Below are 19505 nucleotides of genomic sequence, written 5' to 3' on the forward strand. Positions count from 1 at the left end.
TATTTTTGAATGATTATTCTATAATTCTATTATTTTTTGACAACTATTTTAGAAACTACTGATGCTCCATCAGTAAGATTATCCAAACGATTAATAGCAATCTTATCTCCGGATTTCAAACCAGAAGAAACAAAATAATCTTCATTTGAAGTTCCTGAGATACTGATTGGAACCATTGAAACTTTATTGCCTGTAATAAGTTTGTATACGAAAAATTTATCTTGTATATCTTTTACCGCTGTTTTGGGAATGCTTAAAATATTTTCCAGATTTTTATGGATTACGATACGTCCGGTACCGCCAGATCTCAAAAGCTTTTCAGGATTTTGAAAAACGACTTTCATAGGCATACTTCCAGTAGCTTTATCAATTTGACCACTTGCTGCTTCTAATTTTCCCTTGTATGAATATGTTGAACCATCTGCTAAAATCAATTCAACATTATTTGCTTCATTTTTAGCATTTTTCATATAAGCTAAATAGTCTGCTTCTACCAAAGAAAAATAAACATTAACTGTACTTATATTGGAAAGAGTGGTAAGAGGAACGCTATCAGAAGGAGTGATTAGATTTCCTATGCGATTAGGTATTCTGCCAATATAACCCATAGTCGGAGCTTTAATATAAGTGAAGCCAGCATTAATTTTTGAAGACCCCAATGTTGCTTTTGCCTGAGCTACCTGTGCCGTTGCAGCCTGATATTTTGTCTGTGCAGCTTTAAGTTGCGTATTAGAAACTACTTGACCATCTACTAATGGTTTCAAATTATCTACTTCTATTTTTGCAGAAGCTTGATTGGCTATTGCATTTTTAAGTGAAGCTTCACTATTACTAACTTGCTCATTGTAAACTGATGGATCTATCTTAAACAAAATTTGTCCTTTATTTACAAACTGACCTTCTTTTACGTATACCTCTTGCAAATACCCTGTAACTTGGACTTTTATATTAACGTTATCCTTTCCTTCTATTGTAGCAGGGTATCCTGAAGAGAAATCGTTTGAAGCATTTTTTAATTCAATAAAATCGGCAGTCAGTGCTGCTTGTTGATTAGTATCTTGTTTATCTCTTGAATTACAGGAATAGATTATGGCACCTAATACCAAAATTGGGAACCAACTTTTTTTAATGTTCATGATTCTATTATTAATTAATTTAAAGACAAAAGTACCTTCATTAAGTGTCCGATTTTTTTGAAAATCAAGTGAAATGTAGTTATTAGTTGATGAAACGTGATATATTTAAATTGAACTCTTTTAACTATAAAAGCATAAAACAATCCTGAATTTTTTTACATTTCATTGGTTAAAAACACTCTTCAAGCTAAATTTTCATTATTGGATTAAAAATCTTTCATTCTTCAGCTCATCTGAAGATACATTACTTAGTATTCAAAAAAATGAAAATGTTTTTAGCAATTAAATCAGTAATATTTGGCTTAATTGAAACACAATTTTAAGAAATAAAAGAAACAAAAAAATTTAGCTTGAATTGATTCCTAAAGCTATAATCAATATTTAGAATTAAATGATTAAATGCCTAAGCAGTGAAAAATCTAAATTATGATTTCAACCTGTTGTGCATTTAGCACAAATTAATTTTAATTTATTCAAACTTCTTTTGAATACGAAGAAATTTAGGTATTGAATCATCGTAAAAGAAGCTATTTTCGATACTATTCTTGTTGCTAAACCTTGAAATGTTTTTGCAAAGTTGGTGTTGATTGTGAATTGTCCGCACAATTGCGAGATATTGGTTTGTTCATTATTTAATTTTTTTTCAATGGTATTCACGATTGCTTCGCAGTTCAATCCTCTTTCTGATTTTTGATTTCATTCTTGAAAACTTTACAAAATCATGTTGGTTTTTACGCATCGAAACTGAAAGATTTATCTTAGAATAGTTAAATAAATCCATCTGAATTTCTTTGCTAATATATCCTCTATTTCCTATTAACAAGCAATTCTGAAAATTTTCTTTATTATCATTAAGGTAATTAACATCATGAACGTTTACAGGTGAAAAATCAAAAGAATGAAAGATTCCATTCTTGTCGTAAACCGCATGAAGTTTATAGCCAAAATATCTTGACTTCTGTGCAGCACAATATCCAAAAGAAGGTTTAATTTCATCTGTCGCGCAGATTGCCGAGCGATTGGCTCTACTAATTTTGCATATTTCAATTGGTGTTGAATCCACAATAAATACATCGGTAAAATCTGCAAACTTGCCACTTAAAGTCTCTCTGATTTTTTCAATGTAGGGTAAAAGTTTTCTCTTTCTTTTATTATAGACGCTTCTTTCAATTTTGTTTTCAAGCTCAGTTCCTAAAATGCATCTAAATAACTGTAATTCAGAGTTAATTGACATATACTCTGCAGTAATATTAAGTGCCACAAGTTCCAAATCAGACATTTTTGGAAGTCTAAATTTGCTTGTTTGTAGTAATATGTTTACAAGTATTTGTCAATTCTTTTAAAATAAATTTGTAATTTTGAATGAGTTTGTTCATATACACAATTGATTGGTAGTCAATTAAATATACGTTTTTTTAATCAAATGGACAATCTTTTTCTTTCTTAATTCCTAAATGCACAATAGGTATTTCATACTTAATGAGCTTTAACCATATATATAGCTTGAGCAGGATTTTTTACATTTAGCTAAAATTCACTTTACAAGTAATGTAACAAAATTAAAGAATTGATATGGTTTTATTTAAGCAAATAGAAGCTCTTCTATCGGACTTATTCTCCTAGAAAAGAATAACAAAGTAAAAGCAACCAAAATCAATTGATCTTATTATATGCATATGAAAACAGATTTTGTCGATTCCTGTCTAGCTAGAAAAAAAGATTACTGGCGGATGTTATAATCTTAGACTAAATAATACTCAAATATAAAAATCAGTAAATAGTAGCATTAGCAGGTATGCTATAACGCTATAGAATTTTTTTTCATCATTTGTATTGTTGACCTTTCAGGGAATTATTATCATTTCTTTTGGAGGCTTTCAAATAATTTTAATTAATGTGAAGTAGATTTTGAAAAAACATTAATTACCACAACACCTATAATAATAAAAGTGATGCCTATAATTGCAGGAATATCTAATGATTGTTTGTAAACAAAGTATCCAACCAACGAGAGCAAAATCAATCCTACCGCTGACCAAATGGCGTATGCTATCCCTAAAGGAATTGTTTTTATTGCAATTGTAAGCATATAAAAAGAAAGTGCCATCCCTACAACGAAAATAACTGTTTGCAAAGGTTTTGTAAAACCTTCAGTTGCTTTTAAAAATGATGAGGCAAAGGTTTCAAAAAAAATTGCCAATGCAAGAAATAAGTAACTTTTCATAATATTTTTAATAATTGATTTAAAAGTCCATCCAAGATTTAAGAGCACTTGCTTTTTCTCGACTTACAATAACTTCTGCTTCCGGATGTTTTCGTAATTCTAGTTTCAATTTTCCATTAAAATGATTAAGCACCTGTTTTACAGAATCTATATGAATGATAAATTGTCTGTTTGCTCTAAAAAAAAATTTAGTATCAAGTTGTTTTTCCAATTCTTCCAGAGTTTGAGGAATTATTTCTATATTTCCATCGGATAATTTTGCTTTGCTAACTCCTAATTCTGTAAAAAAATACAAAACATCTTCTACCAATACAGTTTTAAAACCATCACGATGCGGTATCAAAAAACGTTTCCTAAAATCTTTCGGTTGAATGTAACTTAATAAACCTTCCAAAGCCGTATTTACAAGAGGGATTTTTTCAATAAATGTTTCGTATCTTTTCAGAGCTGATTCCAGTTCTTCTTCTTCAATTGGCTTGAGCAAATAATCTATACTATTGTATTTAAAAGCTTTTACGGCATACTCATCATAGGCAGTAGTGAAAATAACGGGGCATTCTACTTTAAATTCATTAAAAATCTCAAAGCTCAAACCATCTGCTAATCGAACATCCAACATAATAAGATCAGGCTTTTCATTATTTCTGAGCCAACTTAAAGAGGAAGTCACAGAATCTTCAATAGATAAAATTTCGATATGGGGTCTAAGTTTTAGAAGTAGTCTTTTTAACCGATCAGCATTAAGCTTCTCATCTTCTATGATTAAAATTTTATTCAGTTTCATAACAATGGTATTTTTACAGTATACCAATCTTCCGATTGTTCTATCTGCGGTTTTACATCTCCCAATAATTCATAGCGATTGAAAACATTATTCATCCCTAATCCTGATGATTCAGGTTTATTAATTAATGGTAAAAATGTGTTGGAAACCAATAATTCTTTTGCAGAAGAAGTCGTAATATTGATAAATAAAGGATTTGCTTTGGTGGTTTGATTATGCTTTATGGCATTTTCTACCAAAAGTTGTAATGTTAATGGTGGAACAGAAAAATTTCTATATTTATCTTCAATGGAAATAGTAAATACTACGCCATCTCCAATTCTTCTTTTAGTTAGAAAAATATAGGAATCCAAAAATTTCAATTCTTCATCCAGGCTTATGATATCTTTTTTGGAATTAACTAAAAGATACCTATATACTTTAGTGAAATTTTCTGCATATTCATAACCCAATTGTTGATCTTCTAAAATCAGTTCAGAAAGTACACTCAAATTATTGAATACAAAATGAGGATCTATTTGGAGCTTCAAAGCCTGTAACTCGGCTTCCATTTTAGCTTGTTTTAAATGTGAAGCCCTTAATTCATACTGATTTATCTGCATAATGCTTTTTTTCCAATTATTAAGTAAAAAATCTCCCGTATTAATAGCACTTATAACTATAGATATAATAATGTTTGTGACGACCCATTGCGATAACCAAGCATATTCCTTGTATTGTTTAGTATTTAGAAGTTCTTCAAAGGTGTTCAGAAATATTATGTTAAAAAATACGACAAATAGAATACTGGATAATATCTGCAAAAGTATCTGAATAAAAAGTCGTTTTTTAGGATTTACATTCCACTCTATTATCGAATTCAAAAGCCGGTCAATAAAAAGACTCACTTCGCAAATAAGTATGCAAATTATTAATGCTGATAATTCATTTTTAATAATAAATATCCAACCTTTATATTGATATGTTTCCCAATATTCATCAAAAGGATTTATTAAAAATGAAAAAGAGTAAAAAATAAAAAAAGAAGTAATCCATATTAACAATCTTTTTTTTGTGAAAAATTCATATATATATATTTTCATTTTCTCTTTCTTTTTATCTATAAAAGTGTATTTTCAATTTTTTAATTGTCATTTTACAAAAATAGAAATAGAAATTTATTTAATAGCTTATAAATTAATTCAACCTTCAAAAATCAAATATGAAGTAACATTATTTTCATACTAAATGATTATTTTACATTTCAATTGTTCTATTAGCTGTTTCAATTGTCTTTTTTTACGTGTGAAATAGTTTAGCTATTAGTGATATTATATTCTTCTATACTTTTACTAACAGATTAAACGCATTCTTTTATGAAAAATATATTGATTTGTACAGATTACTCAATTGAGGCAGAAAATGCAACTCATTACGCATTATCAATGGCAAAAGAAAAAAGACTTAATGTCTCAATTTTTTCTCTACAAAATATTTCAATGCATATTGAAAATGCAAGACTACCTGCCAACTATTTTTTTGAACAAATGGAACAAAAGAAAAAACAATTGACAGAAAAATGTAATGAATTAAGTATATTATATAAGATTCCTATTGAACCTATTTTAGCTACCGGGGATTTTCACCATGAATTAGATACTATCATTTCAAATAATAAAATAGATTTAGTAATTGTAGGAATGCCTGAAAAAAATATTGAACAAAGCCTTTTAGGGAATACCACTACCAAATTACTACACATACTAAAAATTCCAGTATTAGCAATACCTAAGTTCCAAGAATATATCCAGTTCAAAAAAATACTATTTGCCTATGATTTACATGAAGAAATTAATTTCATAATAATGAATCAGATATATGATTTTGTTAAAAAATTTGAATCCGAAATAGAAGTATTTAATGTAACTGAACAACTCGATGAGTTTAATAAAATGATCTCAGATAAAAATATTCAGGATCTTTTTAATGTTAATGACATTAAAGCTCAATTCAAAGCTGTTCAGAATACAGAAATCATCAAAAGCCTTGAAAGAGGAATTAAACTTAATAAATGCTGACCTTCTAATAATGTCTCCTCATAAGTATGGGTTTTGGAGTTCGCTTATACATAGAAGTAAAACATCAATTATGGCAGCGGGAAATAAAATTCCTTTGTTATCAATTCCTAGCTAATGCTTTTTGAAAAAATATACTGTAGTTATCCAATCTAATTTTCTTTTTACAGATAATATTTATACACAATTTTTTGTAAGTTCTTTTCATAAAAAATAATCGCAAGGAGTAAATGTGTTATTTAGAAACTATTCCGTTTGTCTCAACCAACTGACAAAATCTGCAATCATTTCAGAATTTATTGTATGATCTTCTCTGTATTGATGAAATTCCAGCTGTAATTTTTTCGATTTCAAATAATCTATAGCATCCAAAGCATACTGAAATTTCAGGACAGAATCGTGTGTTCCGTGAGATACAAATATTTTTAGTTTTTTTAGTCTTTCATTATCTGCAACTAAAGGTTTTACTTCAGGAAGTAATCTTCCGCTCATTGCAGCGATTCCTTTTATTTTTTCGGGTTCTGTTAATGCAACACTATAACACATAATTCCACCTTGGCTAAATCCCATCAAATACACTTGGTTTTCATCAAAATCTTCAACCTTTTTTAAATCTTCAATGAATTTCAGAATTTCTTTTCTGGATTTTTCTGCCTGTTCTTCATTAATAATAGACTTTTCAGGTGTAAACTGTACTTGAAACCAAGCATAGCTATTTTTTCTTAAAGTAACTGGTCCTCTTGCAGAAACAACCAAAAAATTATCCGGTAGTGCATTTGCAAACGAAAACATATTCTGTTCATTGCTTCCAACGCCGTGTAATAAAATAATTAATGGTGGTTTTTGCGTTGCAACTTTAGGCTGTCGTACCAAATAATGTAAACTTGGTTTTTGAGATATTGTATTTGTCATTGTAAAACTTAAACTTTGGCTTGGTAGCTCTTTTCATTTTTTGTCTGGCTTTGTGCGGTTGGAAAAATGCAAATGTAATAGAAGTTTTAGAAATGCCATAAGCCAACAGCAAATCGAACAAGAAATTTTCATTTGAAAAATTTTCGAATATGGTTTTTACATTATGTTCTATTTCGTGGCGCTTTAGTGCTTTTCAGTTCGTAAATTTTATACCAATAGAAAAAAGCTTCAGGATTGGATTTTTTAAGTTTGTTTAGCTTGCTATTCAGTGGCTCGTCAATTTGCCAATCTTTCATTTGAAGTGGATTTTCAAATTTTTCAATCGTTTTTGCATCGTGCTGTATCAAAGCTGAAAGATAAGCCGCCTTTGAAGCATGTGCAATCGCTTTTTCAATGTGATAAACTTCTGAAAAGATAAACGGTTTTATACGTAAAATTCCCTTTTGCAGTTCGTCAAAGTTTCCATTTCCATCAGTTCCTCTGCTCACAATAGAAAGTGCGGTTTGGTATATATCTTCCAACACATCACTTTCTGTAATTTCTACTGAATTTCTATAAGCAATTTCAGTTTTTGCAAACTGATAAAACGTAGTTCTAATAATGTCTAAATCTTGTGCAACATCAAACAAATTTCCTATGTCATATAGTTGTTTGATGATTTCCATACTCATACTATCCTCTTTTTTGAAGTACGGAACACCTGTGGTATTTGGTGCAAAAGCGGTAAGTTTATCACCTAAAATATCTTCTAAGCTTGGTACATTTACTTGCAACGGTTTATCCGATTGAGGAACAAAATCGGATTGGATGGGCAAAGAAATTATATTGACGTAATTTACGTCTTCAAAAAGAATGTCCAACAAAACATATTCTTCGTCCTTTTTTGTTTTGTGTAAAGGTGTGTAAAAAAATTTATAATGTTCTTTTTTGATTTTTGAGTTTGTGCTTCGGTGTTGTAATTCTTTTCTCAAAAAACCTTGTTCTTCTGCAATAGCGTCTAAAATGCTTTCCAAATTTTCAATTTCATTCGATAGAATAATATCAATGTCGATAGATAAACGCTTTGCTGAATTGAAGTGAAGCATCAAAGCTGTTCCTCCTTTAAAAATAAATGGTAAATTTTTCTCTGCTAAACCTTCCAATAATAGCAATGCTCGGATAACTTTTTCAACAAGAATTTTATCCGCATTTCGGTGTTGTTTTGATATTTTATTAAGCCATTCGGCTGATAGTTCACTTTGGTTTATCATAATCTATATTTTGGCACTGTATTTATATTATTGCCAAAAATTTGAAATTGTTTTTATAAATTGATTTAATTCTTCTTTCTTTCTACGTCTATCTGCATAGCGAAGCATTTTACTTTGTTTTATTGTATATTTTTCAAAAGCATTTTTAAAAATAGTTCGCATTTCTCCACCTTGTTGAGCCGAAAAAATAACGTCATCGCAAAAAATATCCACTAACATTTTTTCTATGGTTACCGTTTCTATTCCATTTATATTTTGTGTTGGGGCTTCTGAAATAATTGGTTTGATGATGAATGTTTCTCTTTCGTTTAAGTTGTATTTTTCTAAAATATCGTTAGTAGGCTCAATAAAAACCGACTTTTTAATTTCTCTCAAAAAGTAAAAAACGGAATTGGTTGTTTCTTTGTCTGTTTCTACCAATATGAAAAAATGGTTGGGTTGGTGTTGCATAAATTCATTAAGAACAGACGTGTTCCAAACACAAATGTTTGAATAAGGAAATTCTATTTTTAGTTTTTTGAAAACAGTTTTTATTGTTGATGAAATTTCGGGAGTATATTTTTTTTCTTCACCTATAGTAAACTTCCCTCTACCGATTCGTTGTAAAATACCATTTTGAACCAAATCGTAAATTCTCCAATTTATGGTTGTTGGTTTTATGTTGCCGTCAATTTGTTCGTAAAAGGCAATAATATCCTTAGTTTCAAAAACAGATTTGTTCTTGAAATGGCTTTTTAGTTTGTTTCTATTTAGTTTATCCGTTGCGATGATTTAAAAATTTTAAGCAAAGATAAAAAAAATCTATGAATTGGCAGCAATGTGTGTTAATTGCCAATATTTAGAATTTAGAGTAGTGAGTGGGCTTGGGTGCGTTGGGGCAAAATTAAATGGTATGCCGATTGTTTGGTGTAACAAGACAGGCATATTACCAATATTTTGAGCGGAATATTGACATAGAATTAGAACATGAATTGATTATAACAGAACTCACCTACAACTTCATCGTTGATCACTCCTAATGATCCAACAGGACTTTCTCCTTCTGCTCTTGCAAGTTCTGCAAGTTCCAAACACTTATCTAGATACTTTTTATCTACATTCATTTCCATATTAGCAACAAGAAAAAAGCACAGCGCTTAATGAAACTAATAAAAATATTTGTTTTACCATGATGTAAATATATTTGAAGTTTTATACTGCATATAAGGTTTCCAATTCCAAGATTGATTATCAAAGTCCATTTCTACAATCAGCATCATAAGAAAGAAATTCTTTTGGGACTATTTTCTTTTTAAAAACAGATACGTGTCCACTTTCACTAATTAAATGTATTTCATCTCCTCTCACTTCTATTTCTTCTGTTTTTATACCCCAATCTCCACTATGATTAATTATGCAGTAGGTTTGAATATAATTTTTGCTATTTTTTACATTTTTTGTTATCCGCCCTCTTAAACCATTTATTTTAGAATTAAAAGATTCTTTTGTATATATTGTAACATCTTGAAAACTAAAATAATTTAAGTAACCATTTGAATAAAATTTTAATACTGAATACCATCCATCAGTTCTTTGAGTTGTTTCTTCATAAATAGATTCGGTATCAATTTCAACAGGGATAATTTTAGAATAGTCCTTATTTTTAAAGCACTCTGTACAATCTAATGGAATCCATGTTCTTGTATTTGACAGCAATACTGATTTACACTGTTGTGATTGACAAGAAATTAATAAACTAATTAATATAAATATATGACAGTATTTTACCATGATGTAAATTGATTTCGAGTTTGATATTGAAAATATGGCTTCCAATTCCAAGACAAGTTTTTCAAGATCCTTATCTATTCTGCTAAAACATAAACTGAACAATCATTTCCATCTTGGATATATATTTTATTTCCAAAGACTTTTAAATACTGTTTATAAATACCATAAGAAGGATCAAATCCTCTAATTTGATTAAAAACTTGTAGTCTATATACAATTATTTTATTTTTTTCTTTATTTATAACAGCATTGTGCAAATTTCAGTGATATTGACCACCTCATTTCAATTTAAAGTGACCACCTTGTTTCGGTTTAAAGTGACCACCTTATTTCGGAGCAAATTGACCACCCCTTTTTCTTGTTTAAAAACTACTTTTTTTCATGCGTTTTTTTGTTGTTAAACTTGTTGATTCAAATGTAATAAAAATTAGTAATTTTTGCTGTTTCTTTTTTTTCTCATCGATTCTCCTTGAAGTTCAATACGGTGAGATTGATGGATAAGTCGGTCTAAAATAGCATCTGCAATGGTTTTTTCACCAATAATATCATACCAACCTTGAACTGGGATTTGTGAGGTTACAATGATAGAACCGTTGTTGTGACGGTCTTCTATGATTTCTAAAAGGGTAATTCGGTTCTGGCTGTCCAACGCTTGGAGCCCAAAATCATCCAGAATAAGTACATCCTGCCGCTGTATTTTGGTGAGTTCTCGTAGATAAGAACCGTCTGCTTTTGCCATTTTTAATTTTGCAAACAGCTTCGAGGTGTTGAAGTAATTTACCTTATAACCCTCTATACAAGCCTGATAGCCCAATGCTGTTCCTAGATAACTTTTGCCAACACCCGTGCTTCCTGTGATCAGGATGTTTTCGTTTTTTTCTACAAATTCGCATTCCGAGAGTCTCAATATAAGATTGCGATCCAAATTTCTGGACGCATCATAATTTAGGGTTTCAATGCTGGATTGGTAATGGAATTTGGCGTTCTTGATGCTTCTTTCAATACGCCTGTTATGCCTTTAGTCCCATTCTGCATCAATGAGTATTGATATAAATTGATCCAACGTGTAATGGTCGATTTTACCGCTTTCTATGGCGGTTTTAAAGGCGTTGTGCATGCCGTGAAGCGTCATTTGCTTCATTTTGGTAAGAGTGGTTTCATTCATAATTTTAATAATTGATGATTGATAATTGATAATTTTTGCTAAACTTCTAGCTTCTAACTTCTAACTTCTAGTTGTAATACTGCTTTCCACGAATATTGCTATGTTCGGGAAGTTCTTGCTGGCTTTGGTCTTCTGTGTCATAATCCATGTGATCTAAATTGTTTTCTAAAATTTTCTGTATGGATTTGTAACTGTAAATTTCATACTCCAAACCTCGTTTGCAAGCTTTGATGAGGCGTGCTTTTCCTACTTTTTTTTCTAAATTCAAAATCCCTAAGCAGCTTTTGTAAGCTTGTTCTGGGTGGTTTCTACTCTCGATGATATGCAGAATGTATTCCCCAACTGCTGTGTCAATGCTTTTCGCCCAATCCATGAAGCGTTCTGCACTCCATTCTGCTACAAAACGGTGCGTGCTTGCCAAATGTTCCGAAGTGGTGGTATATACATAAGGCTTGTAATTGCGCTTGTGGAGGGCTATTCTGTTGTATTTGTAATAAATTTCTACCGTAGAACTGGTGTACAATAGTTTTACCTTTTTCTTGATGTAGGGATATGGAACACTGTAATAGTTCTTATCACGGCTTAAATGAACATGTCCGTTCTGCATTACCGTGGCAAAGGATTGGTATTTGATTTCAAAATAAGTAGTAGGAAGCGGTCGTAAGGTAGGCTGTTCGTCTTCCAAAAACAGTTCCCTGCGAGAATAAGGACGAGCGGTGAGTTTTCGGTTGTTATGAGCGTCTAATAAATCCCAGATTTCTTGGTTGAGTTCTTCTAAATTGAAAAACTGTTGGTCTTTTATGTTGGCATAAATTCTTCGATACAAAATCTTCACGGCTCCTTCTACCAAGGATTTGTCTCGTGGTTTATAGGCTCTGGTTGGTAAAATCGTGGTTTCATAGTGTTCGGCTAAATCTGATAAAGTTTCATTCAAAGTAGGCTCAAAACGATTGCTTTTAACCACTGCAGATTTTAAATTATCGGGAACTATTGCAGCGGGAACGCCCTGAAAATAACGCATTGCTCGTTCTACTGAATGTACAAAATCTTCCTTTTGTTGGCTCAACGTGGCTTCCGCATACGTGTATTGGCTTCCACCTAATAGGGCTACAAAAAATTGTACTTCTCGTAATTCTCCATTCGTTTTGTCAATGATATAAAGGGGTTTTCCTGCGTAATCTACGTACATCTTGTCCCCGCATTTGTGGTGCATGTGCATCACGGGATTTACCCTGTTGCTCCATATTCGGTAATGATGACGGAACTGTGAGCTCTTGAAACCATCGGAATGCTGCGCAATGTACGCTTCCCATAGATGATGAATGGTAATGCCTACTTTCTTCAGTTCTCTTTCCATTTTTGGAAAATAATCATACAACTCCTGTAGTTTGGGGCTTACGACATCTTCTTTGCCTCCAGAAAAAAGCAATTCTAACTCCGAATCGCTCTTTGATAAAATTTCTTCTTTTGTTTTTCCTGAAGCTTCAAATATTGAGATATACTTCTTTACGGTGTTTCTAGATAGGGATAAATAGGTGCTTATAAACAACTTACTGTTCCCTTTGCTGTACAATTTAAGGACTTTTCTTATTTTACTCATGTCTGTTAGGGTGTTTGCCATAATTCGATTTTTTTATCGAATTTAAGCTTCTAACGTCATGAAAAAATGGGCAGTTTTTGTTGCAATTTTTCTCCTCTAATTGAGGTGGTCAATTTGCTCCGAAATAAGGTGGTCAGTTTAAACCGAAACTGATGGTCAATTTACTCCGAAATAACATGGTCAATTTGACCGTTTTTTCCAGTTTAAAGAATAATCATTTTCTTGAATTGTCTGAGCAAAAGAAAAAATTGAAATAAAAGTAGTAAATAATAAAAACAGAGTAGATTTTTTATTCATTGAATTTAATTTTCAACAAATTTAATTAATAATCAATATCTTGATCACATAAAAAATTAATATTTTTACAATACCGAATAAATTCAATTAGAATGATAAATAGACAAGAATACATCATACAACTACTAAAAGAAGGGCATGACCAAACTGAAATGGCAAAGTAATTCAAAAAACACCCTGATTTCAAAATTGCCGGAAAATCTACTATAGAAAAAGAAATACAAGCAATAAAAAAGAAATATGGTGTAAAAACTATGTTTCAATTAGGATATATAATTGGAAAAGATGAGAATTAGTCTAAAAAAACTACCTTTGTATTAAGTAATAGAAAAAGTATTTTCTTTTATTTATAAATAGTCTAACCACTCAGCAATGAGTGGTTTTTTATTAATTAACCCGTTGTGCATTATGAATTAAGTGAGAAAAAAGTTGTTCATTCGATTGAAAAATTACAAAAAAGATTACCAAAATTGGAATATGAAGAGTTGAAAGAAAACAAAAACTTACTAAAAAGCATCAACGGAATCGGAGAAAAAACATCACTTTTATTGTTTGTTGCAACGAAGCATTTTAAGAATTTTGAACATTCAAAATCGGTAAGCAAATATTTTAGTGTTGCTCCCAGAATGTATCATTCTGGAAATAAAAAAATAACGGTTGGCAAATGTAGAACCAGCAAAGAACATATCCGAAGTATTCTTTTTATCTGTTCTTGGAGTGCTGTAAAATGTAATCCGCAATGCAAAGCTTTGTATGAAAGAATTTTAGAAAAAGGAAAATGTAAAAAATTAGCTCTCATTGCTGTATGTAATAAACTTTTGAGACAAACTTTTGGAATTATTAAATCTAAAAATCAATATCAACTAGATTTTGCAAAATAATTTAAAATTTTAACCTTAAAAATTTAAAATCTAATTAAAACTCACCAAATAAAACACTTCATCAACTAAAAACAACCTAACTCATGGCGGTAAGTTATTTTTAACAGATTCTTTCTGAAAAAATCAGCCATTTTCTTAACAGCCTACTCAACATATGGCTGTTTATCATACATATCGATATGAGTAGCTTCCTTCTATTACAAATTTCTCTTTTGATTTACAAATACAAAAAAATTCGGGATTTAAAATAAATGATGAAAGATAGTATTTATATTTACAACAACAAATGACCACACTTGAGCCTAAAGATGAATACCTTGGAAAGAACATATAAAAAATCTGGAAAATCAAGTTAGTTCTTCCAGATTTGTATTTTAATTGTAAAACGGTTCTATTTTAGGACTAGTTAAAAAATTTATGTTAGAAAACCTTAGTATCCTTCGTTTTGTGAAAATTCTTTTGAAGCATCAATTGTAGCCTGAGGAATAGGAAAAATTCTTCTATAGGGCTGAGATGCTGGCTTTGCTGTTCCAGCTAAATCAAATTTACCAAATCTAATCATTGCTTTTCTTCTATACATTTCCCAATACATCTCATACCCTATTTCATTGTACAGTTTAGTAGCATCTAAAGAGGCAAGAGGTTTACCCGGAACATTATTAAATAAAGCTTCTCTCGTTCTACTTGTTCTTAAAAGATTAATATCGGCTAAAGCACCTGTTATATTTCCATTTCTGAAATAAGCTTCTGCTCTCATAATATATATACCTCCTAGTCTGTATAAAGGAATGTCTACACCACTTGTTCCATTGTTGCCATATCCTGGATCGAATTCAAATTTAAAAACTCTTACACCTCTGTTAATTTGAGATTGCGTAAAAACTGATTCTGATGGTTTATCAAAATTTAATTCAGGAGTAAAATCAGCTGCTAATGTGGTATTTTTTTCAGTAAATAATTTGAATACTTTAATTCTACCATCAGTTGTCATATCAAAATTTCCTGTTGATAAAATTTTTGGACCATATTGCTGTCCAACCTGCAAACCTCTGTTAAAATGAAACCAAGGTTTCCCCGTACCTTCTACCTTACTTGTTGAAGGTACACTTACATCTGTTCCATCATTTAGAAACCAAGTTCCATCATTATATTGGTAATATCTATGAAACCTAGGATCATCAAAATTCCCGTTCCATGTATAATAAAATTCTGGAGTAACGCATGATGCATTTGTGCCTCTGTTATCTGGAGAAGGCTTTTGTGATCTTTCTGTAGACATATAAGCAAAATCATTATCACTATTTCTATTGGTATTCTTAATCTGAACCACCGAAAATATCATTTCTTTACTATCAGAGTTATTAATATCAAAATTGTGAAAATAGTTAGCTTCTAAACTAAATTTTCCTCCGTTAATCAACTGAGATGTATATTGAATCACTTTATCCATATCTGTTTCAGTTCCACTGATCGCTTTTTCTGTAAAATTGAAAGTATTTGCCGTTTTATTCTTAAGAACAGCTCTGTTCAAATACATATCAGCTAGTAATGCATAAGCTGCTTGTTTTGTAAATCTTCCGGCATGAGTATTCTGTGATTTAATATCTGCTAAATCTGGAATAATATTTTCCACTTCAGTAATTAGTGCATCAATTGATGTATCTGCTTTTCGCACTTCAATAGGAGCATTTACATTACTAGGATCTCTGTAAGGAGCTTGCCCAAATAAATCTAATGTAGTATAGGTATAATAAGCTAATAATCCTTTTGCTTCTGCTAAAAACAATGTTTTATTAGCTATATTACTTTTTTCAACACTTCCAATTGCAGTAAGAGATTTTGTAATTCCTAAATTTAGATTATTCCAAGTTGTTTTTACAACATCATTACTGGCATCCCAAGTAAATTCGTGCATTGCTCTCCATTTCCCTCCATCTCCCCAGTCACTACCTCTTGTGGGTAATAAAGCTTCGTCTGTAGAATATTCTTGAAGTGCAAAAACATTTCCGTGATCTACAAAAGTACCATCTCCCAATTGTCCATATGCTGCGGACAAGGCACTTTCTGGATCTGCATTTTCCGATCCTAGAACTTCATCTATAACTCGCTCGTCAAGATTGGTACAGCTAACTAAGCCTATGGCTAAAACACCTAGTAAGGTTACATTTATTTTTAAAAGAATAGATTTCATAATTAATTTTTTAGATTAAAATTTTACAGTTGCTCCCATCAAAATAGTTTTTGCTGATGGATATGTGGTATAATCAATACCTAAAGATTGGTTGCCTCCTACTTGCTTGTTGGTATCAATAAGTGGATCATATCCAGAATAATTGGTAATTGTCCATAAATTCTGAGCACTTACGTAAATATTAAGATTTTTAAGCCATTTTAACTCATCTATATTGAAAGTATAACCCACTCTAACATTATTTAGCCTAATAAAATCAGATTTTTCTAAATAAAGAGAAGATAATTGAGGTTGATTGGTAAAACTAGCTCCAGAATCATAAAAATTTTTCAAAACATTTCTATCTGATGCCAGATTGTTGATATTTAAATCCAAAGCGGTATTGTTTACTAAATATCCTCCTGCTTGCCCTATAAATGAAAAAGAAAAATCAAAATTTTTATATTTCATAAACGAGTTAATTCCGTAGGTAAAATTAGGGATAGCTCCTTCAAAAATTTTTCGATCTTTTGGTCCTATTGTACCATCTTTATCCACATCTTCATAGATATATTTACCATTAGCATCTATTCCTTGATAATTTAGCATATAGAAAGAACCTGCTTCATATCCGTTTTTGTAAATATTAGCGGTAACCCCCGAAAGACCAGGGCCAGATACTTCTCCTGAATAAATTTCTGATACTGGAAGATTTTTAACAACATTATTTACTGTAGCTCCATTTAAATCCATCGTCCAAGTAAAATTTTCGTTTTTGATAATATCTGATCCGAAAGAAAATTCAAATCCTTTATTTACAATTTGGGCATCTACATTTTTCCATATAGTACTTGTAGGGCTTAATGCACCTGAAGGAATATTAAGAATTGGATCTTTTGTTATCTTGTTATAATACTCTAAAGATCCATATAATCTATTCTTAAATAAGCTAAAATCAACTCCGAAATTTGTTTGTTCTACAACTTCCCATTTCAAATCCGGATTGGCAGTTCTATTTACTGTTACTCCGTTAATTAGATTTAAATTGTCATACAAATAATATCCCGAACCTTGAGAAAGAGAATAGCTTGCCTGAGTTATTTTATTTGGAACCTCTTGATTACCGGTTTGCCCCCAGCTTCCTCTTAGTTTTAGCTCTTTCACAATTTGAGAATCTTTCAAAAAGTTTTCATTAGAAATCGTCCAACCTAATGCTATAGATGGAAAATACCCATATTTGTTATTTTCTCCAAAACGTGTAGAGCCATCTGCTCTTAAAGAAACTGTTAATAAATATTTTTTGTCAAAATTATAATTAATTCTTCCAAAATAAGATTGAAGTTCATTCTCTTGTGCATAACCAGCAGCCGGAACAAATGCTTCTCCTGAATAGCCTGGGTTTATATCTGGAGATACTCCCGCATTTTTATCTGCTATATTTTTTAACCCGAAATAGGTGCCAGAAAATTTAAATTTCTGATAAGAAAAACCTGCCAATAAGCTAAAATTGTTTTTCTTTACATTAAAATCATAAGTAAGATAATGTTCTAACAGTGTATTTAATGATTCAAGATTTGCCTGAATGTACATCCCTTTTGGAGTTCTATCAGTAAGGTTAGGATACATTGTTGTATTTCTTTCCGAAGTTGTTTTATCTATGCCTAAATTAAATTTATAATTTAATCCTGGTAAAATTCTTAATGTTGCTTCTGTATTACCAAGAACCCTAAATGTATTGGTTTTATCATTATAAACACTTAATAAATACAAAGGATTATAATGTGCATTCATATTAAAATTGGTATAATTACCATTTTCATCATACACAGATCTTGTAGGATTTGCCATTAAAGCATGGATGATCACCTGGCTATCAGATCCAGCATTCGAACCATTGGGTATTCCGGTTTCTTTAATATCACTTGCTGTTAGATTGAGCTTTACTTTAAGTCTTTTATTATCAAAGAAAGATTCTTCTGCATTCAATCGGGCTGTAGTTCTTTTAAAATTACTATTTAGCACAATTCCTTCCTGATCCATATGAGAGATGGATGCAAAATAATTACCTGTATCGGTAGATTTTGAAAAAGAAATTGAGTGATTTTGTGATGTTGCTGTTCTGTATAACTCATCTTGCCAATCAGTATTACCTTTATGATCATAAGATTTATCTATTCCTGTAGCTCTGTATTCATCTGCTGTTAGTAAATTTAATTTCTTGATTACAGAAGAAGTTCCGAAATACGTTTCATAAGTAAAAAGAGGATCTCCCTTCTTCCCTTTTTTAGTCGTTACTAATATAACCCCGTTAGAACCTCTTGCCCCATAAATGGCAGCAGCAGACGCATCTTTCATTACGGTAATAGATTCAATATCAGAGGTATTCAAGAAATTTAAAGGATTTTTCGCTTGAGTATTACCCAAACCTATGTTAGGAGATGTTGCACTTACTGCCTCATTGCTCAATGGTACTCCATCTACAACAAATAAAGGTGTACTTCCGCTTCTTATAGACCCAATTCCTCTAATCGAAACATTTACACCTGCCCCTGGTTCTCCACTAGATTGTACAATCCTAACACCTGCTACTTTCCCCTGCATTAAATTATCTACAGAGATATTCATTCCTTCTTTGAAGTTTTCCGATTTTAACTGACTTACTGCTCCTGTTAAATCTGATTTTTTTTGAGTGCCATAGCCTACCAATGTAACTTCAGAAATCGAAACAGAAGACTTAGATTTTAATCTAATAGAAACTCTCGTACTAGTTATTTTCATCTTCTGAACCTCCTGGTCGTCTATAGAAATCAATAATGTTTGACCTATACTAGCCGAAATACTAAATTTCCCCGAAACATCAGAAGTTGTTGTAACACCTGTTTCTACTATCGTAATTTTTGCTCCTTCAATGGCTTCTCCGTCCTGGTTTAGAACAGAACCCGTAATCGTCTCATTTACCCTAGAAAAAACTAGGTAATCATTCGTAATTCCTTTTGCATCTATTTGGCTAGAAACCAAAAATAAAAATGCTATGGGAATTAGCTTTTTTAATTTAAAAAAATTAATTTTGTGGTACATATCGTTAAGTAAAGTAATTGTGAACATTGCTTGCTTAATAAATAGCCGCTGTTGTTGCCGCAACAGCGGTATTTATTTTTCGGTATACAAAGTAAGTACCTTTGCTTTGAAATTATTTTAACATAATATTATGTTAAAATCAATAAAATATAAATAGATTTTTCCGCAAAAAAACATTACCCCT

General features: G+C 31.0%; 15 protein-coding genes and 2 pseudogenes. 2 read left to right on the forward strand and 15 right to left on the reverse strand.

Annotated features, from left to right (window positions below; translation table 11 throughout):
- Nucleotides 1–29: 29 nt before the first annotated feature.
- The 5 genes and pseudogenes from QM746_RS13670 to QM746_RS13690 form a co-directional block, all read right to left on the reverse strand.
- Nucleotides 30–1136 (reverse strand): efflux RND transporter periplasmic adaptor subunit, encoded by a 1107-nt coding sequence (locus QM746_RS13670; protein WP_414984736.1) that lies wholly within the window; start codon nt 1134–1136, stop codon nt 30–32.
- A 432-nt stretch (nt 1137–1568) separates the two neighbouring features.
- Nucleotides 1569–2512, reverse strand: a pseudogene (locus tag QM746_RS13675) (IS982 family transposase).
- Between the two features lie 515 nt (nt 2513–3027).
- Nucleotides 3028–3360, reverse strand: a complete 333-nt coding sequence (locus QM746_RS13680; RefSeq protein ID WP_414984737.1) for a DMT family transporter — start codon at nt 3358–3360, stop codon at nt 3028–3030.
- A gap of 19 nt (nt 3361–3379) precedes the next feature.
- Nucleotides 3380–4144 (reverse strand): LytR/AlgR family response regulator transcription factor, encoded by a 765-nt coding sequence (locus QM746_RS13685; protein WP_414984738.1) that lies wholly within the window; start codon nt 4142–4144, stop codon nt 3380–3382.
- Nucleotides 4141–5226: a sensor histidine kinase gene (locus QM746_RS13690; protein WP_414984739.1), complete on the reverse strand. Its 1086-nt coding sequence runs from the start codon at nt 5224–5226 to the stop codon at nt 4141–4143. The genes QM746_RS13685 and QM746_RS13690 overlap by 4 nt, the downstream gene beginning before the upstream one ends.
- A gap of 273 nt (nt 5227–5499) precedes the next feature.
- Between QM746_RS13690 and QM746_RS13695 the strand changes: the two genes are divergently transcribed.
- Nucleotides 5500–6201: a universal stress protein gene (locus tag QM746_RS13695; protein WP_414984740.1), complete on the forward strand. Its 702-nt coding sequence runs from the start codon at nt 5500–5502 to the stop codon at nt 6199–6201.
- A gap of 243 nt (nt 6202–6444) precedes the next feature.
- On the opposite strand, the gene QM746_RS13700 is transcribed toward QM746_RS13695, so the two are convergent.
- From QM746_RS13700 to istA, 8 genes and pseudogenes are all read right to left on the reverse strand, one after another.
- On the reverse strand, nt 6445–7110 hold the full coding sequence (locus QM746_RS13700) for an alpha/beta hydrolase (RefSeq protein ID WP_414984741.1): 666 nt from the start codon (nt 7108–7110) through the stop codon (nt 6445–6447).
- A gap of 161 nt (nt 7111–7271) precedes the next feature.
- Complete coding sequence (locus QM746_RS13705; protein WP_414984742.1) at nt 7272–8360, reverse strand: nucleotidyl transferase AbiEii/AbiGii toxin family protein; 1089 nt, start codon at nt 8358–8360, stop codon at nt 7272–7274.
- 27 nt (nt 8361–8387) lie between these two features.
- Nucleotides 8388–9131, reverse strand: coding sequence for a DUF6577 family protein (locus QM746_RS13710; protein ID WP_414985158.1), 744 nt, complete (start codon nt 9129–9131; stop codon nt 8388–8390).
- Nucleotides 9132–9319: 188 nt separating this feature from the next.
- Entirely contained in the window at nt 9320–9463 is a 144-nt protein-coding gene (locus tag QM746_RS13715) for a hypothetical protein (RefSeq protein ID WP_414984743.1), read from the reverse strand.
- 127 nt (nt 9464–9590) lie between these two features.
- Nucleotides 9591–10130 carry a hypothetical protein gene (locus QM746_RS13720; RefSeq protein ID WP_414984744.1) on the reverse strand — a complete coding sequence of 180 codons (540 nt, stop codon included), beginning with the start codon at nt 10128–10130 and terminating at the stop codon, nt 9591–9593.
- Nucleotides 10131–10557: 427 nt separating this feature from the next.
- Nucleotides 10558–11136: pseudogene (gene istB, locus QM746_RS13725) on the reverse strand (IS21-like element helper ATPase IstB); the annotation flags it as partial.
- A 12-nt stretch (nt 11137–11148) separates the two neighbouring features.
- A complete protein-coding gene (locus QM746_RS13730; protein ID WP_414982670.1) occupies nt 11149–11295 on the reverse strand; it encodes a hypothetical protein in 147 nt (48 codons plus the stop codon).
- 67 nt (nt 11296–11362) lie between these two features.
- The gene (gene istA, locus QM746_RS13735) at nt 11363–12916 is read right to left on the reverse strand and encodes an IS21 family transposase (RefSeq protein WP_414984745.1); all 1554 of its coding nucleotides are present in this window, start codon (nt 12914–12916) and stop codon (nt 11363–11365) included.
- A 677-nt stretch (nt 12917–13593) separates the two neighbouring features.
- Between istA and QM746_RS13740 the strand changes: the two genes are divergently transcribed.
- On the forward strand, nt 13594–14073 hold the full coding sequence (locus QM746_RS13740; RefSeq protein ID WP_414984746.1) for a transposase: 480 nt from the start codon (nt 13594–13596) through the stop codon (nt 14071–14073).
- Nucleotides 14074–14503: 430 nt separating this feature from the next.
- Here QM746_RS13740 and QM746_RS13745 read toward each other — a convergent pair whose 3' ends face one another.
- Entirely contained in the window at nt 14504–16264 is a 1761-nt protein-coding gene (locus tag QM746_RS13745; protein WP_414984747.1) for a RagB/SusD family nutrient uptake outer membrane protein, read from the reverse strand.
- 15 nt (nt 16265–16279) lie between these two features.
- Complete coding sequence (locus QM746_RS13750) at nt 16280–19348, reverse strand: SusC/RagA family TonB-linked outer membrane protein (RefSeq protein WP_414984748.1); 3069 nt, start codon at nt 19346–19348, stop codon at nt 16280–16282.
- Nucleotides 19349–19505 lie beyond the last annotated feature (157 nt).

The organism is Cloacibacterium sp. (assembly GCF_047601505.1).
Lineage (GTDB): Bacteria > Bacteroidota > Bacteroidia > Flavobacteriales > Weeksellaceae > Cloacibacterium.

Excerpts from the sequence above, each read along its gene's own strand:
- QM746_RS13705 (WP_414984742.1), bottom strand. The coding sequence starts at position 8,360 with ATGATAAACCAAAGTGAACTATCAGCCGAATGGCTTAATAAAATATCA.
- QM746_RS13685 (WP_414984738.1), bottom strand. The coding sequence starts at position 4,144 with ATGAAACTGAATAAAATTTTAATCATAGAAGATGAGAAGCTTAATGCT.
- QM746_RS13680 (WP_414984737.1), bottom strand. The coding sequence starts at position 3,360 with ATGAAAAGTTACTTATTTCTTGCATTGGCAATTTTTTTTGAAACCTTT.
- istA (WP_414984745.1), bottom strand. The coding sequence starts at position 12,916 with ATGGCAAACACCCTAACAGACATGAGTAAAATAAGAAAAGTCCTTAAA.
- QM746_RS13745 (WP_414984747.1), bottom strand. The coding sequence starts at position 16,264 with ATGAAATCTATTCTTTTAAAAATAAATGTAACCTTACTAGGTGTTTTA.
- QM746_RS13700 (WP_414984741.1), bottom strand. The coding sequence starts at position 7,110 with ATGACAAATACAATATCTCAAAAACCAAGTTTACATTATTTGGTACGA.
- QM746_RS13695 (WP_414984740.1), top strand. The coding sequence starts at position 5,500 with ATGAAAAATATATTGATTTGTACAGATTACTCAATTGAGGCAGAAAAT.
- QM746_RS13670 (WP_414984736.1), bottom strand. The coding sequence starts at position 1,136 with ATGAACATTAAAAAAAGTTGGTTCCCAATTTTGGTATTAGGTGCCATA.
- QM746_RS13750 (WP_414984748.1), bottom strand. The coding sequence starts at position 19,348 with ATGTTCACAATTACTTTACTTAACGATATGTACCACAAAATTAATTTT.
- QM746_RS13690 (WP_414984739.1), bottom strand. The coding sequence starts at position 5,226 with ATGAAAATATATATATATGAATTTTTCACAAAAAAAAGATTGTTAATA.
- QM746_RS13720 (WP_414984744.1), bottom strand. The coding sequence starts at position 10,130 with ATGGTAAAATACTGTCATATATTTATATTAATTAGTTTATTAATTTCT.
- QM746_RS13730 (WP_414982670.1), bottom strand. The coding sequence starts at position 11,295 with ATGAATGAAACCACTCTTACCAAAATGAAGCAAATGACGCTTCACGGC.
- QM746_RS13715 (WP_414984743.1), bottom strand. The coding sequence starts at position 9,463 with ATGAATGTAGATAAAAAGTATCTAGATAAGTGTTTGGAACTTGCAGAA.